This is a genomic window from Gordonia sp. IEGM753 (assembly GCF_050321825.1).
Lineage (GTDB): Bacteria > Pseudomonadota > Gammaproteobacteria > Pseudomonadales > Pseudomonadaceae > Aquipseudomonas.
Genome location: NZ_JBNQGB010000001.1, coordinates 2,475,282 through 2,498,649, shown reverse-complemented (window position 1 = coordinate 2,498,649; position 23,368 = coordinate 2,475,282). Strand labels below are relative to the sequence as shown.

The 23,368-nt window shown below is 58.1% G+C and carries 23 protein-coding genes and 1 pseudogene; 14 read left to right on the top strand and 10 right to left on the bottom strand.

Translation table 11 applies throughout. The features are described from left to right. Nucleotides 1-150: 150 nt before the first annotated feature. The 6 genes from ACQR3R_RS11210 (at nucleotide 151) to ACQR3R_RS11185 (ending at nucleotide 6,425) form a co-directional block, all read left to right on the top strand. Nucleotides 151-1,611 carry an ABC transporter substrate-binding protein gene (locus ACQR3R_RS11210; RefSeq protein ID WP_428272211.1) on the top strand — a complete coding sequence of 487 codons (1,461 nt, stop codon included), beginning with the start codon at nucleotides 151-153 and terminating at the stop codon, nucleotides 1,609-1,611. A 70-nt stretch (nucleotides 1,612-1,681) separates the two neighbouring features. Beyond that, nucleotides 1,682-2,635, top strand: a complete 954-nt coding sequence (locus ACQR3R_RS11205; RefSeq protein ID WP_428272210.1) for an ABC transporter permease subunit — start codon at nucleotides 1,682-1,684, stop codon at nucleotides 2,633-2,635. Further along, entirely contained in the window at nucleotides 2,632-3,471 is an 840-nt protein-coding gene (locus ACQR3R_RS11200; RefSeq protein WP_428272209.1) for an ABC transporter permease subunit, read from the top strand. Before ACQR3R_RS11205 ends, ACQR3R_RS11200 begins: the two co-directional genes overlap by 4 nt. Further along, nucleotides 3,468-4,457 carry an oligopeptide/dipeptide ABC transporter ATP-binding protein gene (locus tag ACQR3R_RS11195; protein WP_428272208.1) on the top strand — a complete coding sequence of 330 codons (990 nt, stop codon included), beginning with the start codon at nucleotides 3,468-3,470 and terminating at the stop codon, nucleotides 4,455-4,457. Before ACQR3R_RS11200 ends, ACQR3R_RS11195 begins: the two co-directional genes overlap by 4 nt. Next, nucleotides 4,451-5,488 (top strand): oligopeptide/dipeptide ABC transporter ATP-binding protein, encoded by a 1,038-nt coding sequence (locus tag ACQR3R_RS11190; RefSeq protein ID WP_428272207.1) that lies wholly within the window; start codon nucleotides 4,451-4,453, stop codon nucleotides 5,486-5,488. Before ACQR3R_RS11195 ends, ACQR3R_RS11190 begins: the two co-directional genes overlap by 7 nt. Continuing rightward, the gene (locus ACQR3R_RS11185; protein ID WP_428272206.1) at nucleotides 5,478-6,425 is read left to right on the top strand and encodes a serine hydrolase; all 948 of its coding nucleotides are present in this window, start codon (nucleotides 5,478-5,480) and stop codon (nucleotides 6,423-6,425) included. The genes ACQR3R_RS11190 and ACQR3R_RS11185 overlap by 11 nt, the downstream gene beginning before the upstream one ends. An 18-nt stretch (nucleotides 6,426-6,443) precedes the next feature. On the opposite strand, the gene ACQR3R_RS11180 is transcribed toward ACQR3R_RS11185, so the two are convergent. Continuing rightward, nucleotides 6,444-7,307, bottom strand: coding sequence for a LysR substrate-binding domain-containing protein (locus ACQR3R_RS11180; protein WP_428272205.1), 864 nt, complete (start codon nucleotides 7,305-7,307; stop codon nucleotides 6,444-6,446). Nucleotides 7,308-7,419: 112 nt separating this feature from the next. Between ACQR3R_RS11180 and ACQR3R_RS11175 the strand changes: the two genes are divergently transcribed. After that, on the top strand, nucleotides 7,420-8,028 hold the full coding sequence (locus ACQR3R_RS11175; RefSeq protein ID WP_428272204.1) for a LysE family transporter: 609 nt from the start codon (nucleotides 7,420-7,422) through the stop codon (nucleotides 8,026-8,028). Nucleotides 8,029-8,076: 48 nt separating this feature from the next. Here the strand turns inward: ACQR3R_RS11175 and ACQR3R_RS11170 are convergent, their stop codons facing one another. Together ACQR3R_RS11170 and ACQR3R_RS11165 are read right to left on the bottom strand one after the other, a co-directional pair. Then, nucleotides 8,077-8,700, bottom strand: a complete 624-nt coding sequence (locus ACQR3R_RS11170) for a hypothetical protein (protein ID WP_428272203.1) — start codon at nucleotides 8,698-8,700, stop codon at nucleotides 8,077-8,079. Between the two features lie 70 nt (nucleotides 8,701-8,770). Beyond that, nucleotides 8,771-9,676: a LysR substrate-binding domain-containing protein gene (locus ACQR3R_RS11165; protein ID WP_428272202.1), complete on the bottom strand. Its 906-nt coding sequence runs from the start codon at nucleotides 9,674-9,676 to the stop codon at nucleotides 8,771-8,773. Between the two features lie 166 nt (nucleotides 9,677-9,842). Here ACQR3R_RS11165 and ACQR3R_RS11160 point away from each other — a divergent pair, with 166 nt between their 5' ends. From ACQR3R_RS11160 to ACQR3R_RS11140, 5 genes are all read left to right on the top strand, one after another. Beyond that, entirely contained in the window at nucleotides 9,843-10,967 is a 1,125-nt protein-coding gene (locus tag ACQR3R_RS11160) for an FAD-dependent oxidoreductase (RefSeq protein WP_428272201.1), read from the top strand. Beyond that, nucleotides 10,957-11,289 carry a 2Fe-2S iron-sulfur cluster-binding protein gene (locus ACQR3R_RS11155; protein ID WP_428272200.1) on the top strand — a complete coding sequence of 111 codons (333 nt, stop codon included), beginning with the start codon at nucleotides 10,957-10,959 and terminating at the stop codon, nucleotides 11,287-11,289. The genes ACQR3R_RS11160 and ACQR3R_RS11155 overlap by 11 nt, the downstream gene beginning before the upstream one ends. Continuing rightward, nucleotides 11,282-12,682 (top strand): FAD-dependent oxidoreductase, encoded by a 1,401-nt coding sequence (locus ACQR3R_RS11150; RefSeq protein WP_428272199.1) that lies wholly within the window; start codon nucleotides 11,282-11,284, stop codon nucleotides 12,680-12,682. The genes ACQR3R_RS11155 and ACQR3R_RS11150 overlap by 8 nt, the downstream gene beginning before the upstream one ends. Then, nucleotides 12,679-13,032 (top strand): Rid family hydrolase, encoded by a 354-nt coding sequence (locus ACQR3R_RS11145; protein WP_428272198.1) that lies wholly within the window; start codon nucleotides 12,679-12,681, stop codon nucleotides 13,030-13,032. The genes ACQR3R_RS11150 and ACQR3R_RS11145 overlap by 4 nt, the downstream gene beginning before the upstream one ends. 161 nt (nucleotides 13,033-13,193) lie before the next feature. Further along, complete coding sequence (locus ACQR3R_RS11140; protein WP_428272196.1) at nucleotides 13,194-13,976, top strand: lysine/arginine/ornithine ABC transporter substrate-binding protein; 783 nt, start codon at nucleotides 13,194-13,196, stop codon at nucleotides 13,974-13,976. A 115-nt stretch (nucleotides 13,977-14,091) separates the two neighbouring features. Here the strand turns inward: ACQR3R_RS11140 and ACQR3R_RS11135 are convergent, their stop codons facing one another. Next, nucleotides 14,092-15,492: a D-galactonate transporter gene (locus tag ACQR3R_RS11135; RefSeq protein ID WP_428272195.1), complete on the bottom strand. Its 1,401-nt coding sequence runs from the start codon at nucleotides 15,490-15,492 to the stop codon at nucleotides 14,092-14,094. Between the two features lie 63 nt (nucleotides 15,493-15,555). Further along, the gene (locus ACQR3R_RS11130) at nucleotides 15,556-16,275 is read right to left on the bottom strand and encodes an RraA family protein (protein ID WP_428272194.1); all 720 of its coding nucleotides are present in this window, start codon (nucleotides 16,273-16,275) and stop codon (nucleotides 15,556-15,558) included. A gap of 215 nt (nucleotides 16,276-16,490) precedes the next feature. Between ACQR3R_RS11130 and ACQR3R_RS11125 the strand changes: the two genes are divergently transcribed. Beyond that, nucleotides 16,491-17,189, top strand: coding sequence for an FCD domain-containing protein (locus ACQR3R_RS11125; RefSeq protein WP_428272192.1), 699 nt, complete (start codon nucleotides 16,491-16,493; stop codon nucleotides 17,187-17,189). A gap of 27 nt (nucleotides 17,190-17,216) precedes the next feature. Here ACQR3R_RS11125 and ACQR3R_RS11120 read toward each other — a convergent pair whose 3' ends face one another. The 4 genes and pseudogenes from ACQR3R_RS11120 to ACQR3R_RS11105 form a co-directional block, all read right to left on the bottom strand. Then, nucleotides 17,217-18,239, bottom strand: coding sequence for an SMP-30/gluconolactonase/LRE family protein (locus ACQR3R_RS11120; RefSeq protein WP_428272191.1), 1,023 nt, complete (start codon nucleotides 18,237-18,239; stop codon nucleotides 17,217-17,219). 45 nt (nucleotides 18,240-18,284) lie between these two features. Further along, nucleotides 18,285-19,673 (bottom strand): tripartite tricarboxylate transporter permease, encoded by a 1,389-nt coding sequence (locus ACQR3R_RS11115; protein WP_428272190.1) that lies wholly within the window; start codon nucleotides 19,671-19,673, stop codon nucleotides 18,285-18,287. Then, complete coding sequence (locus ACQR3R_RS11110; protein WP_428272189.1) at nucleotides 19,670-20,140, bottom strand: hypothetical protein; 471 nt, start codon at nucleotides 20,138-20,140, stop codon at nucleotides 19,670-19,672. Before ACQR3R_RS11110 ends, ACQR3R_RS11115 begins: the two co-directional genes overlap by 4 nt. Before the next feature lie 89 nt (nucleotides 20,141-20,229). Beyond that, nucleotides 20,230-21,525: pseudogene (locus ACQR3R_RS11105) on the bottom strand (hydroxymethylglutaryl-CoA reductase, degradative); the annotation flags it as partial. Nucleotides 21,526-21,654: 129 nt separating this feature from the next. Here ACQR3R_RS11105 and ACQR3R_RS11100 point away from each other — a divergent pair. Further along, complete coding sequence (locus ACQR3R_RS11100) at nucleotides 21,655-23,025, top strand: aminotransferase class I/II-fold pyridoxal phosphate-dependent enzyme (RefSeq protein WP_428272188.1); 1,371 nt, start codon at nucleotides 21,655-21,657, stop codon at nucleotides 23,023-23,025. A gap of 64 nt (nucleotides 23,026-23,089) precedes the next feature. Here ACQR3R_RS11100 and ACQR3R_RS11095 read toward each other — a convergent pair whose 3' ends face one another. Beyond that, on the bottom strand, nucleotides 23,090-23,326 hold the full coding sequence (locus tag ACQR3R_RS11095) for a hypothetical protein (RefSeq protein WP_428272187.1): 237 nt from the start codon (nucleotides 23,324-23,326) through the stop codon (nucleotides 23,090-23,092). Between the last annotated feature and the right edge of the window lie 42 nt (nucleotides 23,327-23,368).

The window sequence follows — 23,368 nt, the reverse complement described above, 5'->3', positions numbered from 1 at the left end:
CGCCGACCGTTTGGTTGGCCCATAACCTGCAGTGCAATACGACCCTGATGAATCATAAAAACGGAGAGCGCTAGGATGAGGAAGGTTGATTTGATAAGTGGGAAAACACGACTGGCCTGCGCAGTACTATTGGCCGGCGCAAGTGCACTTTTGCTTCCTGATTCCTATGCGCTGGCGTCTACGCTGCGATTGGGGATTGCGGCCGATGCGCTGACGCTTGACCCGATTCACACCAATGACAACGCAGCGTTGTGGACCGAACTGCTGATCTTCGATCAGTTGGTGCGCACCGGCAAGGACGGCAAAAGCGTTGAACCCGGGCTCGCCGAGAAATGGGAAATATCAGCCGACGGCAAGGAATACACTTTCCATTTACGTCCCAATGCCAAGTTCTCGAATGGCGAGCCGGTAACGGCTGAAGACGTGGTGTATTCCCTCAAACGCGCCGCCAGCGAGACCTCTGACTGGGGACGTTTCTTTCGGCCGATCACTCGCTTTAGCATTGTCGACGAGCACACGGTCAACTTCTCTCTGGACAAGCCATTCACTCCAATGCTGAGCAACCTGGCCATGTGGAGCGCCTCGATTTTGCCGCGCAAAGCATTGGAAGCGCAGGGCGATGCTTTCTTTGACAAACCGGTTGGCAGCGGCCCATTCGTGGTCAGCGAATGGCGCCGGGGCGAGAAGATGACGCTGAATAAAAACCCCGGTTACTGGAACCCGCAAAAACCACAGGTGGACAGTGCCGTTATAAACATCGTCGCCGATGACAACGCCCGCGCGCTGAGATTGCAGGCCGGTGAACTGGATGCAATCGTAGGCGTGCCGTTCAACCAGATTGATCAGCTCAAGCGCGACCCCAACCTCAAAGTCGGTCTAGCCGATGTCCTGCGTACCGAATTGATCCAGCTTAACACCCAGGTCAAACCTTTTGACGATGTGCGCGTGCGCCAGGCACTGAACTATGCGGTCGACAAAAATGGGCTGATCAAAGGCGTATTGCGTGGCAATGGCAGCGTCGCGACGTCGCCGCTGCCGGTGATGGCTTACAACAATACTGACATCAGTGCCTATCCCTACGATCCTGAAAAAGCCAAGGCGCTGCTGGCCGAAGCTGGATTGGCGGGTGGTTTCAAAACCAAAATGCTGGTGGCTTCCGGTGATGCCACACACCGCCAGGTGGCCAGTGTGATTCAAAATTCGCTGAAGAAAATCGGGGTTGATGTGGAGCTGCAATTGATTGAAAGCAGTTCGCAGTTCAGTACCACCAAATCCGGTAATTACGAGATGGCACTCAGCTTTACCACCAGTGACACCATCGACCCGGACCAACTGGTGGGCTTCACCTCGGTCAACCCGGAAAGGGCAGATGCCATGCACACGCGCTGGAAGGACGCACGGGTGAATGAACTGTACGAGCTGGAACGCAATACACCCGACGGTGAAGAACGTGGCAAGCAGTTCAAGGAGATCGAAGCGCGGGTACATGATGGCGCGCCGTTCATTTTCCTCTACCACCAAAAAGCACCTTACGCAGCCAGGAAGAACGTAGAAGGCTTTGAGGTTCTGCCAACGTCCAACTATCGCCTCGAGGATGTGAGCGTCAAGTAACCGGGTGGACCACAAGCGCCGCCGCTTGGCGCTTGTGTCGTTTCTGGCAACGTGGTTATAGCTGACAGATGTGAGGTTCGAGGTGCAGATATTACGTTTTTGCCTTTCACGATTATTGCAGTTGATCCCCGTATTACTGGGCATCACGTTGATCGCATTTTTGTTATTACGAGTGATGCCTGGCGATCCGGCAACGCTGATTCTGGGTAACCGTGGCAGCGCTGAAGAGATCGCAAAGCTGACGACTCAGTTGGGTCTCGACCAGCCATTGTGGCTGCAGTATCTGCATTTTCTGGGTGACTGCCTGCAGGGTAGCTTCGGCCGCTCCATTGCCTATAAAACGGCAGTCGGTCCGCTGATCTGGGAGCGTCTGTGGGCAACGTTGGCGCTGGTCGGTTTCAGCACCGTGCTGGCGCTGTTGATGACGGTGCCGCTGGCATTCCTCAGTGCATTGCGTCGTAACGGCTTCTTCGATCATCTGATTAAGGTGCTGTTCGTCATGGCAATGTCGATGCCCGCATTCTGGATCGGTGTGCTGCTGGTGCTGGCGTTCAGTATCTACTGGCCAATCTTCCCGGTTTCCGGTTATGGCGACACTTTTCTGGAGCGTTTGCATCACCTGTTTTTGCCGGCGTTTGTGGTTGCGCTAGGTACTGCCGCGCTGACGATTCGTTCTATGCGCAGTTCGATCATCGGTGTGCTGTCCGCCGAGTTTATCGACACTGCGCGCGCCAAAGGCATCGGTCAGAGCGCATTGCTGTTGCGACACGTGTTGCGTAACTCATTGCTCTCCACCATCTCGGTTCTGGGGGTGCACACCAGTTGGGTGATCGGTGGCACGGTGGTCATCGAATCGGTCTTTTCGATTCCGGGGCTGGGCAACTTACTGGTTTCATCCATCAGCGCTCGTGACTACCCGATGGTGCAAGGTCTGACCGTCACCTTCGCCGTATTGGTCGTACTGATCAACTTGCTGACGGACCTGGCGTACGTCATTGCCGACCCACGAGTAAAACTGTCATGAGCCAATTCTTGAGTGCTGAAACACGGCAACGCTTGCGCCATAACCATGCGCTGCAAGCGGGCCTGTTGCTGATTGCATTGTTGCTGCTGGCTGGTTTTCTCGGGCCGCTTTTATTGCACAACGATCCCTTGGAAGTGGATTTCACCCTCGCGTTGATGCCGCCCGGTGCCGAGCATTGGTTTGGCACCGATGACCTCGGTCGCGATGTGTTTTCGCGGGTTGTGCACGCCATCTCCATCGATCTGCAGATCGCCAGTATCTGCGTGATTCTGCCGTTTCTGATTGGCACAACCGTGGGGCTGGTGTCCGGTTACCTGGGTGGCTGGGTCGACACGCTACTGATGCGTCTGGTCGATATCCTCTGGGCTTTCCCGTTTTACGTGCTGGTCATCGCCATCGTCGGCTCGCTCGGGCCAAGCGTGGGCAATATGTACATCGCTTTCACCGTGGTGGTGTGGATTTCCTTTGCGCGCATCGTGCGCGGCGAAGTGTTGCTGGTGAAGCGCGCGGAATACGTTCAGGCGGCGCAGGTATTGGGCTACAGCCACTTGCGGATTGTCCTGCGGCATGTGCTGCCGAATGTGATCACTCCTGCCATTGTGTTCATGATGGCGGACGTGGTGCTGACCATTCTCGCCGTCACCTCACTGGGCTTTCTTGGCCTGGGCATTCAACCGCCCACCCCGGAGTGGGGCGTGATGATATCCGAGGGGCGCAATTTCATTCTCGATGGCTGGTGGATTTCGTTGTTTCCAGGACTGGCCATTGTTTATGTCGGCATCAGCTTCGCGCTGCTCGGCGACGGACTGGATAACTTTCTGAGGCCAAAAGCATGAATCAATCCCTAGCGCCTCTGTTGCAGGTCAAAGAACTGCGCACCTGCTTTCCGGGATTCCAGCAGCGGGTCACGGCGGTCGATCAAGTCAGCTTCGAGATTCAGTCTGGGGAGATTTTCGGGCTGGTGGGTGAGTCTGGTTGCGGCAAAAGCACCACGTGCCGTTCGGTCATTCGCCTGTTTGGTGGCGCCGAAGTCGAGATTGCCAGCGGCCAGATTTTGCTGGAAGGCCAGGACCTGGCCAGCCTCGACAATCGTGAAATGATGGCGGTACGGGGCGAGAAACTGGCGATGATTTTTCAAGACCCAATGACCGCTCTCAATCCGACCATGCGTATCGGCGATCAGATCGCCGAAAGCTTGCGTCGACATCGCACGCTGAATCGCGCGCAACTGCGTGAAGCCTGTATTGATTTATTGCGTCTGGTCGGCGTGACCTCACCAGAACAGCGCCTGCATGCCTGGCCTCATGAGTTCAGCGGTGGTATGCGCCAGCGAGTATTGATTGCCATTGCCTTGGCGTGCCGCCCGCGTTTGCTGATTGCCGATGAGCCCACCACAGCGTTGGACGTCACCATTCAGGATCAAATCCTCAAGTTGCTGCTGCGTCTGCGTGATGAAACCGGCATGGGCGTGTTGCTGGTTACCCATGACCTCGGTGTCGTGGCGCAAACCTGTGACCGGATGGCGGTGATGTACGCCGGCAAGATCGTCGAAATCGGCAGTACCCGCGCCTTGTTCAAACGTCCCATGCACCCTTACACCCGGGCCTTGTTGCAAGCGCTGCCAAGCCACGTCGGTAAGCGCAGCAAGCTCAAGCCGATTGCCGGCGCGCCCCCCAACCTGGCGGAACCGCAACAAGGGTGCCGTTTTCGCCCACGCTGCGAGTTCGCCACGGCGTTGTGTGCGCAAGGCGAGCCCTTGCTGCGTGAGGTCGGAGCGGACCACCAGAGTGCCTGCGTGCATCAGGAGAAACTGGGATGGTGAAGCCAATTGAGCCGCCGTTGCTTGAAGTCAGGCACTTGCATAAACGCTTCGACACACCGCGAAGCCTGGTTGATCTGCTGACGCGCACACCCGGGCGAAGCCTGCAGGCGGTACATGATGTGTCGTTCAGCATTGGCGAAGGAGAAACACTCGGCGTGGTCGGTGAGTCCGGTTGCGGTAAAAGCACGCTGGGTCGCTGTTTGGTGGGGTTGCATCCTCCCAGTAGCGGGGAAATTCTGTGGCGCGGCCGGCCGATCAACGAATTGGGCAACCGCTTCGAGATCAGTCGCAAGATCCAGATGATTTTCCAGGACCCGTACTCGTCACTGAACCCACGCATGACCCTGGCCCAGACCTTGGATGAAACGTTGAAGGTGCATGGCATCGGGGCAAACAAGTCGGAGCGCGATGAGCGCATTGACGATTTGTTGCTGACGGTGGGGTTGCCACCCAGGCTCAAGGATCGCTTGCCACACGCCTTCAGTGGCGGCCAGCGCCAGCGTATTTCGATCGCCCGCGCCTTGGCGGTTGGCCCGCAATTGATCGTCGCAGATGAGCCAGTCTCGGCGCTGGATGCGTCAGTGCAGGCGCAAATCATCAATCTGTTCGAAGAAATTCGAGAAACCATGGGCGTCGCATTTTTGTTTATCGCCCATGACCTGAACGTGGTGCGGCACATCAGCCAACGCATCGGGGTGATGTATTTGGGGCAGATGATGGAACTGGCGGGCGCGGATACTTTGTTTGATCAGCCCATGCATCCCTACAGCCGTGCGCTGCTGTCAGCGATCCCGCTGCCGGATCCAGAGCAGCGCAACCTCGCGCCGGGTCTGGAGGGGGAGTTGCCCGACCCGCACAACCCGCCGCCAGGTTGCGCTTTTTCCAGCCGTTGCCCGCGGGTGACTGCCGCTTGCCGCGAAGCGATCCCGACGCTTACCCAATACTCCGCCGAGCATCGGGTGCGTTGCCTGCACCCGTATGAACCGACGCCCGAAAACCTGAATCAGGAGACGTCACGCTATGTTCTTTGACACCACCACCCGCAGCCAGGCGCTGGGGGAACAACTTGTTGAAAAAGCGTTGGCGAACTATCGCGCTATCGGGCTGAGTGACGACGGTTTGGGGGTGACCCTGTTGCTGCATCCCCAGCGTCTCACCCAGCAGGGGAAACCCAGTCGTCCGGAGGGGTTTGCCTACCGTGGCGACCAGAAGTTCTATCCGTGCAGCGTGGTCAAGGCGTTTTACCTGGTGGCAATGGATGCCTGTATTGCCAATGGTCAGGTACAGCCCCATGAAGATCTGGAGCGGGCGATGCGCGACATGATCATCTGGTCGAGCAATACCGCGACTAATTACGTCATCGATTTGATCACCGAGACTACCGGCGATACGTTGCTGTCTGCTGAAGCGTTCATGGCTTGGGCCCATCGCCGGCAAGCGGTTAATCGCTACTTCATATCCTTGGGGTGGCCAGAGTTACTGGATATAAATCTTTGCCAGAAGCTGATGGACGATGAGCGTTATGGGCGTGAAAAAGCCTTTGTGACCTTTGGCGGGAACAACCATAACCGTTTGAGCAGTAACGCGGCGGCACGGCTGATGTTCGAGTTGTTCAATGGCACGATTGCCGCCCCCGAGCGTTGCCGGGACATGGTTGCACGCTTCCATCGACCTCTAACCGCCGAGTTCGCCGCGCAGCCTGCGGCGCAAATCAATGGTTATTTCGGCGCTGGATTGCCCGCGCAAGCCAGGCTTCATTCGAAGGCTGGCTGGACCGGTTGGACCGGCGACCCACTGGCCAGTTACCGGCGCCATGACCTGGGTTATATCGAGTTACCCGAGGGGCATAGCGGCATGTGCCAGGCGTTTACCCTTTCGGTATTTACCCAAGGACAAGCGATGTCCGAAGGCACTGAAGTCCTCCCCGGCGTTGCCCGTTTGGCTTATGACGCAGTAGCGGCGCTGTGATTGCCCAGGCAACGTTGACTACGGCTGAAGTCTTAGCGCGCTGATGATGAACGCATGAAGGCTGTTCACCGCTTTTGACCCGCGAGAAGCACGGCTGCGCAGGATTGAAACCTCCATGGGCTCAATGCTTCCCAAGCCGTGCTCGCTACTCAAGACCTGAAGCGATGGCTGCACAGTGCACTGGGTGATCGCGGCAATGGCGAGTCCGCCTTCGACTGCGGCCATCTGGCCGGCGAGGCTGGAGCTGTTGTAGACCACTTTGAACTGCCGTCCCTGCAGGCTCAGCGAGTTCACTGCGTTGCGCCGTGCCAGGCTCGCACTTTCGTAAACCGCGATAGGTATCGGGTCTCGCCGCCACAATTCGAACTGGGGCGAGCCCACCCATACCATGGGTTCTTTGAAGAGAAATGTACCGCTTTGGGGCGAGTCTCTGGACACCAGCGCCAGATCAAGGTCGCCGCTACGTACACGCGGGATCAGCGCGGTCGACTGTTCACAGTCCAGCTCAATGTCCACGCCTGCGTAGCGTGGCGAGTAACGCTTTAAAAGAGGCGTGAGGTACTTTGCCGCGTAGTCCTCTGCCACGCCGAGACGGATGCGTCCGGTTAGCTCTTCACCGTGAAAAGCCGCTTGGGTTTCAGCATGAAGTGCAAGCATGCGCCGGGCGTAGCTCAGCAGGGTCTGGCCATCAGCGGTCAGATGAAGGTGCCTCGGGCCACGGCTCAATAACTGCCGACCCAATGCGGCCTCCAGTTTTTTCATCTGCATGCTGACGGCGGACTGCGACCGGTTGACCTCGTGGGCGGCGCCAGACAGCGAACCTGCATCCACCACGGCCACGAAGCACTTGAGCCAATCGATCTGCAAATCGCTCGCTGGCATGGGGGTTTACCTCTATTCGCTAATCGAATGGCTAAGACGTGAATTATGCGCTTTTCATGACCTTTGTTAATACGCAAGATACTGGCCTGAATCAATACATCTGGATCTGATCATGCCCTTTGAGACCTGGTTGCTCTATCTGTTGACCTGCTGCGGCATAGCCGTGGTGCCAGGGCCCAATGCGTTATTGGCGCTGACCCATGGCGCCATTCACGGCAGTCGTAAAACGCTGTTCACTATCTCCGGCGGCGTGCTTGGCTTTGCAATCGTGCTGTCGCTTTGCGCCTTGGGATTGGGGGCACTGATTCAGGCATCGGCCACCTGGTTCACCGTGCTGAAAGTCGTTGGCGGGCTGTACCTGATCTGGTTGGGCTTCGGGTTGTGGCGGTCTCCACCCGTCACGCTCGATACGCCTGGCAGCACAAATTTTCGACAGTGGTCGCTGTTCCGCCAAGGGCTGGTATCGGCCATTTCCAACCCCAAAGCGCTGCTGCTGTTCACCGCGTTTATTCCACCTTTCCTGGACCCGCACAGGAGCATCGTTGCGCAGACCATCGCCATCGCGCTGACTTACGCCGTGGTGGAGTTTGTCGTTGAATACATGGTCGCCAGCGCCGCGCACCGGGTCAGGCCCTGGCTGGCCCGAACCGGGCGCCGGTTCAATAAAGTCTGCGGTGGATTTTTTGTGCTGTTTGGCTTGGCGCTGCCCATTCATAGCTGAAGACAAGGACCATTTTTGCGTCTACGGGCTTCGCCGATTTAGTGTCCTTTAAATGCTGAAGGCATAGTTGAGCACTAAAATACCTGCTGCACCCAAGAGTATGGAAGCTAACCGAAACAGCATCATGATTCTGCCGTCCCCGTAATACATTCCACGGAAACTAGTCAGGTCTGGTTTTTGATGTGTAAACGACAAGGCTGAAGGTCCATGAGCCCCGTAGAAAACAATCAGGTAAGGTTTGTGAAGTAATGTGGGTAATTCAATAGGCCATAAAAATACAGCCTTGATTGCTAGTAAAAACGACTTCGCAAAGTATTTTATTTTACTGTTGTTATAGTTGTGCAGGATGATCCAAGGGTGTTTGTAGTCGAAATACAACTTATTGAAAATTATTTTCTGATATATAAAACCAAAAAGGAAATAGAAAATTAGGAGGTCTTTGGCTGCATCGGGTATAGAGAAGGGTACCCAAGCAAAAATCAAATCGAAGCACGTATGGAAGACGACTTTGTACGTTTTAATTATATTGTTGATTAGTTGGGTCATGGGAAGACTGAATACATCAATTGAAAACCGTACCAACGACACGACCGACATTAGCAGAGTAATCTTCGCCATGGGTCCTTTGATGGAGAAAGCGTAAGCCTTTCTTAATTCGCTTTTGTTTTTCATATGGTTCGTTCGCTTAACAATTGGTTTTTTTGCGACGCAGTCTCAGGCTACCATTATTTTTTACATCACTCTAAAACCGATACTCCTCAGGCACCTCACGCGCGATAAAACGCTGCATATGCTCCAGAAAGCTGATGTGCAGCTTTGACGCGGAGCCTTGAATCGGCAGCAGCATGTTGAAGTCCATTTCTATCGCCGGTTCAAATGCCCTGAACTCGATGCCGCTACCGCGATATTCCACGGCACTGATGGCGTCGACCAGCGCGACGCCCAGGCCTTGTTCGACGAAGGCACACATCGGTAGCGACAATTGGGTTTCCAGGCGCAGCTCACGTTCGACGCCGTGTGCGGCAAATATCGAATCGATGTGTTGGCGCGAACCGATCGATTGCGGATAGGAAATAAACGCCTCGCCTTGCAGGTCTTCTGGCCTGATTGTGGTTTTGTCCTGCAGGCGATGGCCGGCGGGCAGGGCGCAGAGCATCCGCGTCGCCAGCAGTTTTTCGGCACGCGGGCTCGGGTAGGTATTGGGCAACACGATGATGCCCAGGTCGCACCGCTGACCCACCACCAGGTCTACCACTTCACGCGATGACAGCACCATCAGCGAAATTTGCACCTGACCATGCTCGGCCATGAACGCCGCGATGGCGCGCGGCAGGAACGACAAGCCCATGGCCGGCGCGCAGGCGATGTGCAGCGAGCCGCGTTTGAGGCTGAGGATGTCCTGTGCGGTGCGGGCAATACGGTCGACGCCAATCAGTGAGCGCTGCACTTCCTGATACAGCGTCATCGCTTCGGCGGTGGGCTGCAGGCGACCTTTGATGCGGTTGAACAAACTGAAACCGATGTCTTCCTCAAGGCTGGCAATCAGGCGCGTCGCTGCAGGCTGCGAGATGTGCAGCATCTCGGCGGCGCGGGTTACCGTTTGGCCCAGAATGACGGCGCGAAACGCTTCCAACTGACGAAGGTTCATGGCGATTCCCTATAAATAGCCCATAACCAAAAGACATGGGCTTGCCAAAATAAAGCATTTTTCAATGCGCTGTCAGCTGTCTAGGATCTTCTCTATCGAGTTTTTAAAGGCCAGAACCCTGCGTTGAAGGTGTTTATTCAACGTCAATAGAGCGATTTTAGTACTCATGCAAAAAACTGATGTGGTTGTCGTTGGCGGCGGTTTGGTGGGCTTGTCCATTGCCTATGGGCTGGCCATGCTCGGTCGCCAGGTCAGCGTCCTGGATGAGGGCGATGACGCGATTCGGGCGGCGCGTGGCAACTTCGGTTTGTTGTGGGTGCAAGGCAAGGGTTACGGGATGAGCCCGTATGCGCAGTGGACGCGCGACTCGGTGGCGCTGTGGCCAAGGTTTGCCGCAGCGCTACATGCCGACACCGGCATCGATATCCATCTGCGCCAGCCCGGCGGTTTTCAGCTGTGTTTGAGCGATGAAGAAATGGCCGAAGAAAGTCGTCGCCTGCTCTGGCTTCGCGATGCGCTGAACGGTGATTACCCATTCGAGCTGCTGGATCCGGCGCAACTGCGCAGCCGTTTGCCGGGTGTGGGGCCGGACGTTGTCGGTGGCTGCTACTCGCCTATGGACGGCCACGTCAATCCGCTGAAATTGCTGCGAGCGCTGTACGCTGCCTGCAGGAAGCGCGGCGTCAAAATCATCAACGGGCACCGTGTAAGCGCCATCGACCAGCGAGGTTCGGGTTTCGAGTTGCGGGCCGCTGACCAATGCTGGCAGGCCGATCAACTGGTATTGGCGGCGGGGCTAGGCAATCGCGCGTTGGGCGCTGCGTTGGGTCTGGACGTACCGGTGAGCCCCAATCGCGGGCAGATTCTGGTCACCGAGCGCCTTAAACCCTTTCTGCATTACCCCACCACTTACGTGCGTCAGACCGACGAAGGCACGGTGCAATTAGGCGACTCCCACGAGTCTGTCGGTTTGGACGACGGTACCGGCAGTGAAGTGATGGCGAGCATCGCACGTCGCGCGGTGCAGTGTTTTCCGCAGTTGGCACAGGTGCGAATGGTTCGAGCGTGGGGTGCATTGCGGGTGATGAGTGCCGACGGTTTCCCCATTTACGAAGCGTCGCAGCGTTGCCCTGGAGCGTTTGTGGTCAGTTGCCACAGCGGTGTGACGCTGGCGGCAATCCACGCACTGCGCTTGGCGCCATGGATTGGTGGTGAGTTCGACGATCCTGCTGTCAGGCCCTTCAGTCTGCAGCGTTTCAGTCTCAAACCGGAGGTGAAGCATGCCGGCTGACAGCTTGTTTCGGGCCTTGGGCCCCGCGCAAAACACCGTACAAATTCAATTCGAAGGCGCGCCACTCAACGTGCCTGCCGGCATCTCACTGGCTGCGGCATTGTTGCAAAGTGGCGTCACGCATACCCGTGAAAGTGCTATCAGCGGCAGACCCGGTGCGCCGTATTGCATGATGGGCGTGTGCTTTGAATGCCTGGTCGAAGTCGACGGCCAAGCCAATTGTCAGGCGTGCTTGCTGCAGGTCAGCGCGGGCATGCGCGTTTTCAGGCAGTGCGGTGCTCGGGATCTTCTACACGGTATCGAGGAAGACACGCATGAATAATCACGTGTTTGACCTGGTGGTGATCGGCGCCGGCCCTGCGGGAATGAGTGCGGCACTTGAAGCCACTCGACACGGGCTCACCGTGGTGGTGCTGGATGAACAGGGCACTCCCGGCGGACAAATTTATCGCAACATCGTGCAGGCCGATGCGCGTAGTCGCACGGTGTTGGGCCCTGACTATCAGGCGGGCGCCGAACTTGCTGCTGCATTTCTCGCGTGTGGAGCGCATTACCTGGCCAATGCGTCGATCTGGCAAGTGACGCCGCAACGTCACGTGCATTACCTGGTTGATGGCCGTGCCGAGGTCCTTCAGGGGCGTCATATGCTGATCGCCACCGGTGCATTCGAACGTCCGATGCCGATTCGTGGTTGGACCTTGCCCGGCGTGATGACGGCCGGAGCGGGGCAGATTTTGCTGAAAAGTGCGGCGCTGGTGCCAGCAGGGCCGGTGGTGCTGGCGGGCTGCGGCCCGCTGTTGTACTTGCTTGCCGTGCAATACCTGCGCGCCGGCATTGCTATCCAAGCGCTGGTCGACACCAGTGGCCAGGGCGACGTGCTGCGTGCCTGGCGCCAGGTTCCCGGTGCTTTACGCGGCTGGCGCGACTTGCTCAAGGGCTTGCAATTGCTCGCCGAATTGAAACGCGCCGGGGTCCGCCATTATCGCAATGCCCGTGATCTGCGCATTGAAGGAGAGACCTGCGCCAGCGCTCTCAATTTCGACAGTGGCGGCCAGCATTTCAGCATTCGCGCCGCATTGATTCTGCTGCACCAAGGCGTGGTGCCCAATACTCAAATCAGTAGGTCGTTACGCCTTGAACACGATTGGTGCGAACAACAATTGTGCTGGGTCGCACGCCGCGACACGTGGGGTGAAACCAGCCTGCCGGGGATTTTTATCGCCGGTGATGGCGGTGCTATCGGCGGCGCTCAGGTCGCGCGTCTGGAAGGGCGTCTGGCGGGCCTGGCGATTGCCGCGAAGTGCGCAGCCCTCGATGCGCAGCAACTGCCGCGACTGGCCGAGCCCTATCGAAAAGCCCTGCGTCGCCAACGTGCGGCGCGGCCATTGATCGATGCGTTGTACCGGCCACTGCTGCAAAACCGCGTGCCCGCCGACGAGGTCATTGTCTGCCGTTGCGAAGAAGTCAGCGCCGGCGCGATCCGCGATCACGTGGCGCTCGGTTGCCTCGGACCCAATCAGACCAAGGCTTTCGGCCGTTGTGGCATGGGCCCTTGTCAGGGCCGCCTGTGCGGTTTAAGTGTCACCGAAATCATCGCCGAACAGCGTCAGGTCTCACCGGCTGAGGTCGGTTACTACCGCATCCGGTCGCCGCTCAAACCTATCACGCTGGCCCAATTGTCCACCGAGACACCCCACACCCAGGAGCATTTATGAGCACCATTCAACGCATCGAAAGCAACCCACGTCTGAGCCGCAGCGTGGTGCATAACGGCGTGGCCTGGCTAAGCGGGATCGTCGCTGCCGATTGCAACCAGGACATTCGCGGGCAGACGCGCCAGGTATTGCAACGGGTCGATGAGTTGTTGGCTGCGTCCGGCAGCGACAAGAGCCGACTGCTTAGCGTGCAGATCTGGATGAAAGACATGAGCGCCGATTTCGCCGGCATGAATGAAACCTGGAGCGCTTGGGTCGATGCCGCACAAACACCGGCCCGTGCCACCGCACAAGTGATGTTCGACGACCCGCAGATCCTGCTGGAGTTGATCGTCACCGCCGCCGTCTGAACGAACTCGCTGTAACCGCTGCGCGGGTTCACGCCTCGTGCAGCCATGGAGCAGGTGACCCGTAGAGTCGCCACTCCCGCACGCTCACATTGCCGCTGCCATAACGGACGTCTTCCATCGCGGAGCGCCCGATCTTAATAACATCGCATCTGGAGCTATGAATGAAGCTGAAAAGCGTTTTTTTGAAAGTCGGGTTGGTTTCCTTACTGGCGTTGGGCGCCAGCGTGCAGGCGGCTGAGCAACCCCTGCGCCTGGGCATCGAGGCGGCATACCCACCGTTTGCATCAAAAACCCCGGACAACAAGATCGTCGGTTTTGACTACGACATCGGCCAGGCCCTGTGCGCTGAAATGAAAGTGCAGTGCGTGTGGCAGGAACAAGAGTTCGACGGCTTGATTCCGGCGCTCAAAGTGAAAAAAGTCGATGCAATCATTTCGTCGATGTCCATGACCCCGGAACGAATGAAGTCGGTTGATTTCAGTAACCGTTATTACCGGATTCCGGCACGCCTGGTGTTCAAGAAGGGCAGCGGCATCACCGACATTCCCGCTCAGCTCAAAGGCAAGCGGATCGGCGTGCAACGGGCCACCAATTTCGATCGCTACGTCACCGAAAAATTTGCCCCGGCCGGCGCTGAGATCATTCGCTACGGCTCGCAGAACGAAGTGTTTCTCGACCTGTTGGGCGGGCGCCTCGATGCAACCATGGCCAGTTCAGTGGTGATTGATGAGAGCCTGTTGAAACGTCCCGAAGGGCAAGACTTTGAGTTCGTCGGCCCCAATTTCACCGAAGAAAAATACTTCGGCAGCGGTATCGGCATTGCCGTGCGCAAAAGCGACCCGTTGGCTGAGCGGTTCAATCAGGCATTAGCCACGATTCGCGCCAACGGCACCTACGACACCCTTCGTAAGAAGTACTTCGACTTCGATATCTATGGCGAGTAAGCGCTGAACGCCTTCGACACGCCTATCGTCGAACGTGAACCAGGCACGGCACCGAGCCGTGCCTGGGGCCTTGGCAAATGCCAGTTCCAGCGCTCAATGCCAGCCCGATATTGAGTTACGCCCGGTTATTCAAGGCCTCGGCCGGCAAACGCTCCTGCGTTGCATCTCCCTCTCCCAACTGCTGGCGCTCGATTTTCCCCATCAGGAACAGATAAGCCAGTACCGCGATCAAGGCATGTGCCGCGACGAACACCAACACCCCGGCGTACGAGCCGGTGATGGCAATGATGTAGCCACTGGCAATCGGCGTGATGATGCCGGCAACCGCGCCCACTGCGTTGAAAACACCGCCGGCCAGGCCGGTGATTTGCTTGGGCGCTGCATCGGAGATCACGGCCCAGCCGATGGCTGCCAGGCCTTTGCCGAAGAACGCCAGGCCCATGATCGCAATGATCTGCCATTCCTCGGTGGCGTAGTTGCAGGCCACCATCGACGTTGCCAACAGCATCCCGAACACAAAAGGGGTTTTGCGTGCGGTGGTCACTGTGCGGCCCTTGCGCAACAGCGTGTCAGACAGCACGCCGCAGGTCAGCCCGCCAACAAAACCGCAGATGGCCGGTAAGGCCGCCACGAAACCGACCTTGATGATCGACATCCCGCGCTCTTGCACCAGGTACATCGGAAACCAGGTGATAAAGAAATAGGTCAGCGCCACGATCGCGTACTGGCCCACATATGCCGCAAGGAACAGCCGATGCGAAAGCAGTTTGTACAGTTGTTTTCTATCGATGCGGGTGTGGGTGCGGCGACGGTCCAGGTTGCGGTCCATGTCCACCAACGCGCCACCGGTGCTGATGTAGTTGAGCTCGCTTTTACTCACCCGAGGGTGACGGCTGGGGTCGTACATCATCTTCGGCCACACCAGGCTCAGCAAAATGCCGAGGCCGCCCATGAAGAAAAAGATGTATTGCCAGCCAAAGTGGGCGGCGATCAACCCCATCAGCGGTCCAAAGAACGCCACCGCAGCGTATTGCGCCGAGTTGAAGATCGAGGTGGCTGTGCCGCGCTCCGAGGTCGGGAACCATGCCGCGACGATGCGGTTGTTGGCGGGAAACGCTGCAGACTCGAGCAAACCCAGCATGAAACGAATGAAGAACAGCGCAAAAAATGCATGCTCTGGATGGAACACGCCGACGCTGCCCTGCAGCAAAGTGAACACCGACCAACCGAACAGGCTCACGCCATAGATCAACTTCGACCCGTAGCGATCAAGTAGCCAACCGGCGGGGATCTGTCCGATGACATATGACCAGCCGAATGCCGAAAACAGATAACCCAGGGCAACCGGGCCGATGCTCAGTTCCTTCGAGAGCGCGGAGCCTGCAATCGACAATGTCGCGCGGTCTGCGTAGTTAAGCGCCGTGACCAAAAACAGCACTGCCAATATCCAGTAGCGAGCATGAGTTGCAGGTCGATCACTGCTGTCGCCCTGAGGGCGGCGGCCGAATAGTTTCATGGTGACCTCTTATAGTTGTTGTCGGGTCGACGTCTGAACACGATGGGGTGCGTGGGCGTGGACTCAGCGACCGTTTGCCTGGCGCCAGGCGGCGAAACGTACGGAGGTCTCAGCGTCGGTGGCGGGGTACAAGCCGAAGATGCAGGCGCCCGCGCGAACCTCCTCGGTCACGAAGTCTTCGAAAGCGGTCATCTCCACCGCCTCGGCAGTGATCTGCGCCACCAGGTGCGCCGGGATGATGATGACGCCATCGTTGTCGCCCACCACCACGTCGCCCGGGAACACCGGTGCATCGCCACAACCGATGGGCACGTTGATGTCGATGGCCTGATGCAGCGTCAGGTTGGTCGGTGCGCTGGGGCAGTGGTGAAACGCCGGCATTGGCAGGGTGGCTATTTCGCTGGAGTCGCGAAATCCGCCATCGGTGACGACCCCGGCCGCGCCTCGCTGCATCAGGCGTGTCAGCAGGATGCCGCCGGCGGATGCGGCGCGCGCATCTTTACGGCTGTCAATCACCAACACGGCACCTGGCGGACAGGTTTCGATGGCCTTGCGCTGTGGATGCTCGCGGTCACGGAAGGCTTCCAGTCCATTCAAGTCTTCACGAGCGGGCATGTAGCGCAAGGTAAATGCCTCGCCGACCATGCTTTGGGTCAGTGGGCGCAGGGGATGTACGTTGTGCACGAACTGTTGGCGCAGACCCCGTTTGTACAGGGCTGTCGCCAATGTCGCGGTGCTGATCGCCATCAGTGCCGTGCGAATTTGCGGGGTTAAAACACTCATGCTCAGGGTCTCTTGTCGTTATGGCGCGGTTCCGCTCGGTGGCAGCCGAACGGTTAAGCGTGGTTTATAGAAGTTACAGGTTGTAAAAGCTGTTAGCCAACATATCGACCGATATTTTACCTGTCAACCATGATCTGCCCGAAAATTTGCATTGCCTGCGCCATGTGTTAGCGTTCGCGGTAACCAACCTGGTTTACAGCTTTGAAGAAAAACACATGGAAACAAACGCTAAGAATCCGCCTGAATCGATGAGCGAAGACGTCTATCGTCAGCTCCTCGCAACATTGGAGCAGGGCACATGGGGGGTCGATGAGCGACTGCCCAGCGAAACCGAATTGGCACAGCGCTACAGTGTTTCGCGCCCCGTGTTGCGTCAGGCGTTGGCGCGGCTGCGGGCAGAAGGCCGCATTCATTCGCGCAAAGGTTCGGGTCATTTTGTGAGGGATAACGCACCCAGCGTGGCTTTCGGCTTCGGTGCGCTGCGCAACTTGCCGGACGTGCGGCAGTTTCTCGAATTTCGTTGCGTGCTCGAAAGCGAGCTGGCCAGCCAGGCCGCACGCCAGCAAATTCCCGAGGCGATCGAGGAGATCGAGCGCCGGCATCGTGAGTTCGCTGAAGCTATCAAGACCGGTAAGGTGGCCATCGATGAGGACATTGCTTTTCATCTGGCGATTGCCCGCGCCACCGGCAATCGTTTTTTCCTGACCACTTACTCCGCCGCCATCCAGCCGATCCAGTTCAGTATTCGCACGTTGCGCGAACTCAATGATCAGCCGGTGGCGGAGCGTTTCGAGACGATTTATCGCGAACACGACGCCGTGGTCAAGGCCATCGTGGCGGGCGACCCAGAGGGCGCGCGCCAGGCAATGCACACTCACTTGCAGCGAGTGATTCAGCGCTTGTTCGGCACCTGAAGCGAGTGCTCGATAGGGCGCGATTGGCTACTGATGAGAATACAGCTTGAGGGCATTCGCAAATCCGCGGGCGCGGAAAATGGCTGAACCTTGGCCGAGGTCACCATCGCTCGCGACCAGGTACACCTCGTTGGTTCCAGGTTTGATCGCCAGGCTGGTCGAGCGCAGGAAGTGCCCGTTTTCACGGCCGGGAATCAGGATTTGCCCAATCGGCAAGCCGTTCGGGTTTAGCACCAATACCCGGCCCTGGCTGTATTGCGCGACATAGAGATTGCCATCGTGATCGACACGCATCGAATCTGGCGACGGCCCGTTGAAGCGATAGACCACCGCTTCGCCAAACGGAGCAATGGTGGTCGCGTCTTTCAGCTCGATGCGGTGCAGCAGGCCAGTGGCGAACTCAGTGACCCACAGGGTTTTGCCATCTGGCGACAGGGCGATGCCGTTGGCGATTGCCAGTTTGGGCAGAATCGGCACGATTTTTTTGTAGTCCGGGCTGACGTAGTAAACGCCGCCGGTGGGTTCGGTCGATGTGCCTTTGAAATCGGTGAAATAGAACCCGCCGCTGGCATCGAACACCAGGTCGTCGACCAGAAACCCTTTATCGGCGGCAATCAGGGTTTGCGGGTTGGAACCGTCCGCATCGTAGGCTGTGAGGTTGCCGCTGTCCTTGAAATTGCCCAGGCCTGCGACAAATAGCCGGCCGTCTTTGTGCACCGCGAGTCCCGCTGAGCCCAGTGCATTTTTTGCCACCACCACACTCAGTTTGCCTTGGGTATCGACCTTCAGCACTTGCCCGCCGAACACCTCCACAAACAACAGGTTGCCTTGACGGTCGAATGAGGGGCCTTCCAGCTGCAGGCCTTTATCCGACACCTTGAACCAGGTTTGAGCGGTGACGGTGGGCAGGTCCTTTTCCGCCGCAGGTATCGCTTGCAGTTGCTGGCCCGCAGCGGCGTAACTCAAGGCGGGCAGGGGCGATGCGTCCTCTGCCAGCGCCATGCCGGCGCTGAGTGCCAGCCCTAAAAAGGCAATGATGTTTTTGTGCATGATGAGGTCCTGGTAATCGTGATTGTTGTTTTTGTGTTCGATGTTTCAGGCACCCAGTAGCGCAACCAGTGCCGGTACGGTAAGCACCGCGGTATAGAAACCCATGAATTGCACACCGATGTTGAACCCGAGAAAACGCGACAGAAAACCTCCCAGCAGCCCCACGGTGATGATCACCAGCAGGCCGAGCGCACCTCCTTCCCAGATGCCGATCACCAGGATCAGCCCGACGAAGGTGGCTATCACCGCTTCATGACTGATTTTGCGCGACACGTAGGACGCTGCGCGGTGGGCATAATTCATGGTGAAGGGGTAGGCGATCAGAATCGCGATCACCACCGCCAGCATGCCGTAGCCCAGAAACTCCCAGGTACTGAGCAGCGAATGCAGGTTGTGCACCTGGCCTGTTGCGGCGTCGACGGTGAAGCGCGGCGGGGCGTTGAACAACGGCGCTGCCGGGCCTGCGGCAACCGGGCTGAGCGGCAGGCCGAAGGCAATCAACGGGATCAGTGCTTCAGCGATGTAGGTGGATTCGGTCACCCCGTTACGCGCGGTGATCACAGTCGTCAGGCGGTGATAAACATGCTTGATCCGGGCGCCGACAATCTCGCCCATGATCACGGTCATCGCCACCGGGCTGAACACAAACGTCGCGCTGGACACCACGGCGGTGATGGCCGTCCAACCGCTTTGCTGGCGGTCCAGCACTTTGAGCGGGTTAGGAAAAAAACCGCCCCAGCTTTTAACGTCTGGCGATAGCGAGAACGTACGCACCTGGTCGCGGCGCATTTTTTCCCGTTCCGCTGGCGCCAGCATCGAAAACAATGCGGCAATCAATGGGCCGATGGCGATGCCGAGGAAGTAGCTGACGCTGAGCTTGACCCCGTATTGCCCGGTCAGGCTTTGCAAACCGACGATCACCATGACAAACGGAATCAGCGTCAGTACAGCGGCCCAGCGACCGGCAGAGAAGTAAGCGATGGCGATGGCAGCGGCGAGAAAAACCCACGGTGCAGCGTGTTTGATTACATCACCGAAAGGCGCCAGCAACACCGCGAACAATACGGCCATCGGCACGGCAATCAGCGCCGCGATCACTGCGCCGGAGATCATCTTGCGCAGTGCAATGTGCGGCACGCCCAGGTTGCGCAGGAAGTTTGCTTCACGCATCAGCGGCGTCGCCATGGTGTCGCCAGGGATGCCCAGCAGCGCCGTGGGGACAGCATGTGTCATGTGCTTGGCGACCGCGCCGGCCAGGAAAAACGTCAGCACGCCCGCCGCGGGTACACCCAGCAACACCACCAGTAAGGTGAGCGGGGCCAGCGTGGTGGTTTCGTCACTGCCCGAGATCAGGCCGATGCCGGCAAAAATAACCGCGCCGACAATCCCCATGCCTAATGCGATCAGGACGGTATCCATCAGAGGCTCGATCATGATCGGGCTCCTTTGCCGATCAACTGCGCTTCGCGTGCTTGTGTGTGCGGTAGATCCGACACTTCGCGTTGCGCTTTTTCGTGATTGGCAAACAGGTCCAGCAAGTCCATTTCGCGCAGCTCTTCGATCACGGCCGGCGGCAGATCCGCGATCTGGCCAAGGTCACCGAATTCACGTTGCAGGTCCATCAGCACCTCGGCGCGCAGGGCCGGGTCAGCATGATGCTCAACCACAATGCGCTTGGGTTTGAACAACGCGGCACTGACCGCGCCGCCCGCCAGGCAACCCAGAATACCGACCAGCATCGCGTAGGCCCGCGCCATCTGCGCCGACTCGACCAGGCCCAGCAGAATATGCTGCGCCAGGAAAAACGCGCTCAGGCTGATGACGGCGCCAATCACGATGGCGCCGATCAGATGGCGACTGTTGACCGTGTCGCCCCACACTTCATAGAGATCGGCCTTCAATGTGTTTCTCCCACTGCCCTTGATAGGCTGTTGTTGTTATAGACGTGAAGAGATCAGTCCCGTTTACAGGTGCAAGTAGCGCGCATTCATCACTGTGCGCGCTTATCTTCCAGCAGTTGGCTGGCATGATCCGCACGAACATCGCGTGCTTCGACCATGCGTTTCACTACCCAGTCCACTTCATCACCGTGTGCGCCGGCAGACAGTGCGACGTTGCGTGCGTGCAGCGCCATGTGCCCGCGCTGAATGCCTTCGGTGGACAGTGCCCGCAACGCTCCCAGATTTTGTGCGAGGCCCACCGCGACCGCGATTTCTGCCAGTTCCTGAGCGGTTTTGACGCCCAGAATGCGCAACGACAATTGAGCCAGCGGATGGGTCTTGGTAGCGCCGCCGACCAGGCCGACCGGCATCGGCATTTCCAGGGTGCCCACCAGGTTGCCTTGCGCATCCTTTTCCCACGTGGTGAGTGAGCCGTAGTGACCGTCGCGACAGGCATAGGCATGCGCGCCGGCCTCTACCGCGCGCCAGTCGTTGCCAGTGGCGACGATCAGCGGATCGATGCCGTTCATGATGCCTTTGTTGTGAGTGGCGGCGCGGTAGGGGTCGACCACGGCAAAGTTGTAGGCGTCGAGAATGCCTTCAATCACATCCTCACCCTTGAACTCAGGCGTGGTGAGCAAGGCTGGAGCAATCCGAATTTGCGCGCGCGCCAGGCGCAGGTCGGCAAGGTTGGAAAGAATCCGCAAACGCACTTTGCCACCGCTGATTTCTTCTATCAGCGGCGCTACCGCTTCGGCCATGGTGTTCACCGTATTGGCGCCCATGGCGTCACGCACGTCGACAATCAAATGCGCCACCAGCATCGGGCCGCGAGGGCTTTGGGCGAACGTGTGTACTTCGATGTCCCGGCAACCACCACCGAGTTTGTTCAGCAATTGATCCTTGCGGTTCGCCAGCTCAATGATCTCGTCCTTGCGGCGCAACAGGCTCAACCTTGCGTTGTAAGGGTCCGAGACCTCGACGATCTGCACCTGAGCGCGCATCAGCGGCAAGCTGCTTGAGGTGTGGAAGCCGCCCGCTTCACGCGCCAGTTTGGCCATGAACGACGCCGCCGCTACCACCGACGGTTCCTCGACCACCAGCGGCACGATGACGTCCCGGCCATTGATTTGAAAATTGCTGGCCACCGCGTACGGCAATTCGAATGTACCGATCACGTTTTCGATCATGCCATTGGCGATGTCCAGTGACAGCGCGCCCGGATCGCGCAGTAACGCGACGTCGGCTTCAGGCAGGCCAAGCACTGTTTGCAAGTGTTCGAGGCGAGCAGAAGGGGACATGCCCCGGAACATGGGGAGGCGTGAGTCGATACTCATGAAGGAGGTCCTGTTTTCAAGTTCTTGTCATTGATGGGCCTAACTTAAACCGCGCATCGCCGACAAAGAAGGTACAGTTTTGACAGACAGTACCTAAACTGTACCCTCAACTGTCTGGCCACCGGTGAGACCTCTTTCATGGCGCATCAAACCCTCGCTCAACGATTTTCCGCGACACTTGTCGAGCAGATCGTCAACGGAAGTTACCGTGTCGGCGACCGCTTGCCGTCGCTGCGCGAATGCATGCGCCTGCATGGCTACTCGAAAAATACAGTGATCAACGCCTACGAGCTGCTAGCTACCCAAGGCTATGTAGAGGCGCGACACGGGCAGGGTTTTTTTGTCAAAACCGGGGCGGCGAAAAGTTCCGAACCGGAAGAGCCGCTACCCTATGCGCGTGCCATGGACACCATTTGGCTGATGCGCCAGCAGTTTGTCCGCGAGCCTGGGCATTCGCCGTTGGGTGAGGGTTTCCCCCCGGTCGAGTGGCTGATGGACATGCGCTTGGACCGTTTTACCCGGCAGATCATGCGCACCGGTGTCACCACCCTGTTCCGCTACGGCAATCGATTGGGTAACGCCGCCCTGCGCCAGCATTTGGCTCAAAAGCTTGCCGGTTACACGATTGCCGCCACGCCACGCCAGATCGTGACCACCCACGGCGCCAATCATGCGCTGGACCTGATCATTCGCCGATTCGTTGCCCCTGGCGACTGCGTTCTGGTGGAAAACCCGGGTTACTATCCGCTGTTCGGCAAGCTGCAATTACAAGGTGCGCGCATGCTGGCGGTACCGCGCAGGGTTGACGGGCCGGACATGGAAGTACTCAAGCAACTGCTGAAAACCGAGCGGCCCAAGCTGTTTTTCATCCAGTCGGTGGGGCATAACCCGACCGGTTCTGACATCTCGCCGAGCAAGGCGCATCAACTGGTGCAAATCGCCGAAGAGCATCAATTGATCCTGGTCGACGATGACGCCCTCGCAGACTTCAAACCGACCTCGGCGATTCGGGTGTCGGCGCTGGACCAACTGAAACGCACGCTGTACGTGGGCAGTTTTTCGAAATCGATATCGGCGGCACTGCGGGTCGGTTTCATTGCCGGCAACAAAGAAGTCATCGATGAACTGGGCGATCTGAAGATGCTGTTGCACACCAGTTCGTCCGAGTTCTGCGAGCGCGTGGTGGATGTGATTCTTCAGGAGGGGCATTTCCTACGGCACCTGGTCCGGTTGCAGGAACGCGCCAAAGTAGCGACCGCGCAGGGTTTGCAGTTACTCGACGACATCGGAGCCGAAGTGTTTTCCCGCCCTGAACAAAGCCTTTACCTGTGGGCCAGGTTCCCACAAGTCGACGATGCCCGGGAGCTGACGCGCAGGCTGCTGCCCAAGGGATTCATGATCGCACCGGGGCATATTTTCTCCCCGGTGCAATCGACCGTGAACCCTTGGACCCGACTGAATGTGGCGTACCTGAATGATCCTTTGCTCAAGCAAGTGTTGGCTGAGTGAAGCGTGCACGGGTTATTTATTGGCGCAATACCGGCATCAAGACGTCCCGCGACGACGCAACGCGTTAAAGCCAGGTATCCACTACCCGCCGATCCAGCTCTTCCCAGTCCGCCATGCCCAGCACCCGTGTGGTGTTCAAGCCGCGCAGGTAACCGCGTAACTGATTGGCGGTGGCTCTAGCCAACTCCGGGTCGGCTGGCTTTTCGCTCAGCAGTACGGTTTCGTACTGGACCAGGTATTCGGCCACCCGGTCACGGAAGTCCGGCAAAACTGCGTCGCGGATCAGGTCAAACGTTCTCAAGGTCAGGTCCTCACCAATTTTTTCTGGTTGTTATTGAGTCTG

Coding starts and splice junctions, on each gene's coding strand:
- ACQR3R_RS11200 (WP_428272209.1), top strand. CDS start 2,632: ATGAGCCAATTCTTGAGTGCTGAAACACGGCAACGCTTGCGCCATAAC.
- ACQR3R_RS11195 (WP_428272208.1), top strand. CDS start 3,468: ATGAATCAATCCCTAGCGCCTCTGTTGCAGGTCAAAGAACTGCGCACC.
- ACQR3R_RS11190 (WP_428272207.1), top strand. CDS start 4,451: ATGGTGAAGCCAATTGAGCCGCCGTTGCTTGAAGTCAGGCACTTGCAT.
- ACQR3R_RS11185 (WP_428272206.1), top strand. CDS start 5,478: ATGTTCTTTGACACCACCACCCGCAGCCAGGCGCTGGGGGAACAACTT.
- ACQR3R_RS11180 (WP_428272205.1), bottom strand. CDS start 7,307: ATGCCAGCGAGCGATTTGCAGATCGATTGGCTCAAGTGCTTCGTGGCC.
- ACQR3R_RS11175 (WP_428272204.1), top strand. CDS start 7,420: ATGCCCTTTGAGACCTGGTTGCTCTATCTGTTGACCTGCTGCGGCATA.
- ACQR3R_RS11170 (WP_428272203.1), bottom strand. CDS start 8,700: ATGAAAAACAAAAGCGAATTAAGAAAGGCTTACGCTTTCTCCATCAAA.
- ACQR3R_RS11165 (WP_428272202.1), bottom strand. CDS start 9,676: ATGAACCTTCGTCAGTTGGAAGCGTTTCGCGCCGTCATTCTGGGCCAA.
- ACQR3R_RS11160 (WP_428272201.1), top strand. CDS start 9,843: ATGCAAAAAACTGATGTGGTTGTCGTTGGCGGCGGTTTGGTGGGCTTG.
- ACQR3R_RS11155 (WP_428272200.1), top strand. CDS start 10,957: ATGCCGGCTGACAGCTTGTTTCGGGCCTTGGGCCCCGCGCAAAACACC.
- ACQR3R_RS11150 (WP_428272199.1), top strand. CDS start 11,282: ATGAATAATCACGTGTTTGACCTGGTGGTGATCGGCGCCGGCCCTGCG.
- ACQR3R_RS11145 (WP_428272198.1), top strand. CDS start 12,679: ATGAGCACCATTCAACGCATCGAAAGCAACCCACGTCTGAGCCGCAGC.
- ACQR3R_RS11140 (WP_428272196.1), top strand. CDS start 13,194: ATGAAGCTGAAAAGCGTTTTTTTGAAAGTCGGGTTGGTTTCCTTACTG.
- ACQR3R_RS11135 (WP_428272195.1), bottom strand. CDS start 15,492: ATGAAACTATTCGGCCGCCGCCCTCAGGGCGACAGCAGTGATCGACCT.
- ACQR3R_RS11130 (WP_428272194.1), bottom strand. CDS start 16,275: ATGAGTGTTTTAACCCCGCAAATTCGCACGGCACTGATGGCGATCAGC.
- ACQR3R_RS11125 (WP_428272192.1), top strand. CDS start 16,491: ATGGAAACAAACGCTAAGAATCCGCCTGAATCGATGAGCGAAGACGTC.
- ACQR3R_RS11120 (WP_428272191.1), bottom strand. CDS start 18,239: ATGCACAAAAACATCATTGCCTTTTTAGGGCTGGCACTCAGCGCCGGC.
- ACQR3R_RS11115 (WP_428272190.1), bottom strand. CDS start 19,673: ATGATCGAGCCTCTGATGGATACCGTCCTGATCGCATTAGGCATGGGG.
- ACQR3R_RS11100 (WP_428272188.1), top strand. CDS start 21,655: ATGGCGCATCAAACCCTCGCTCAACGATTTTCCGCGACACTTGTCGAG.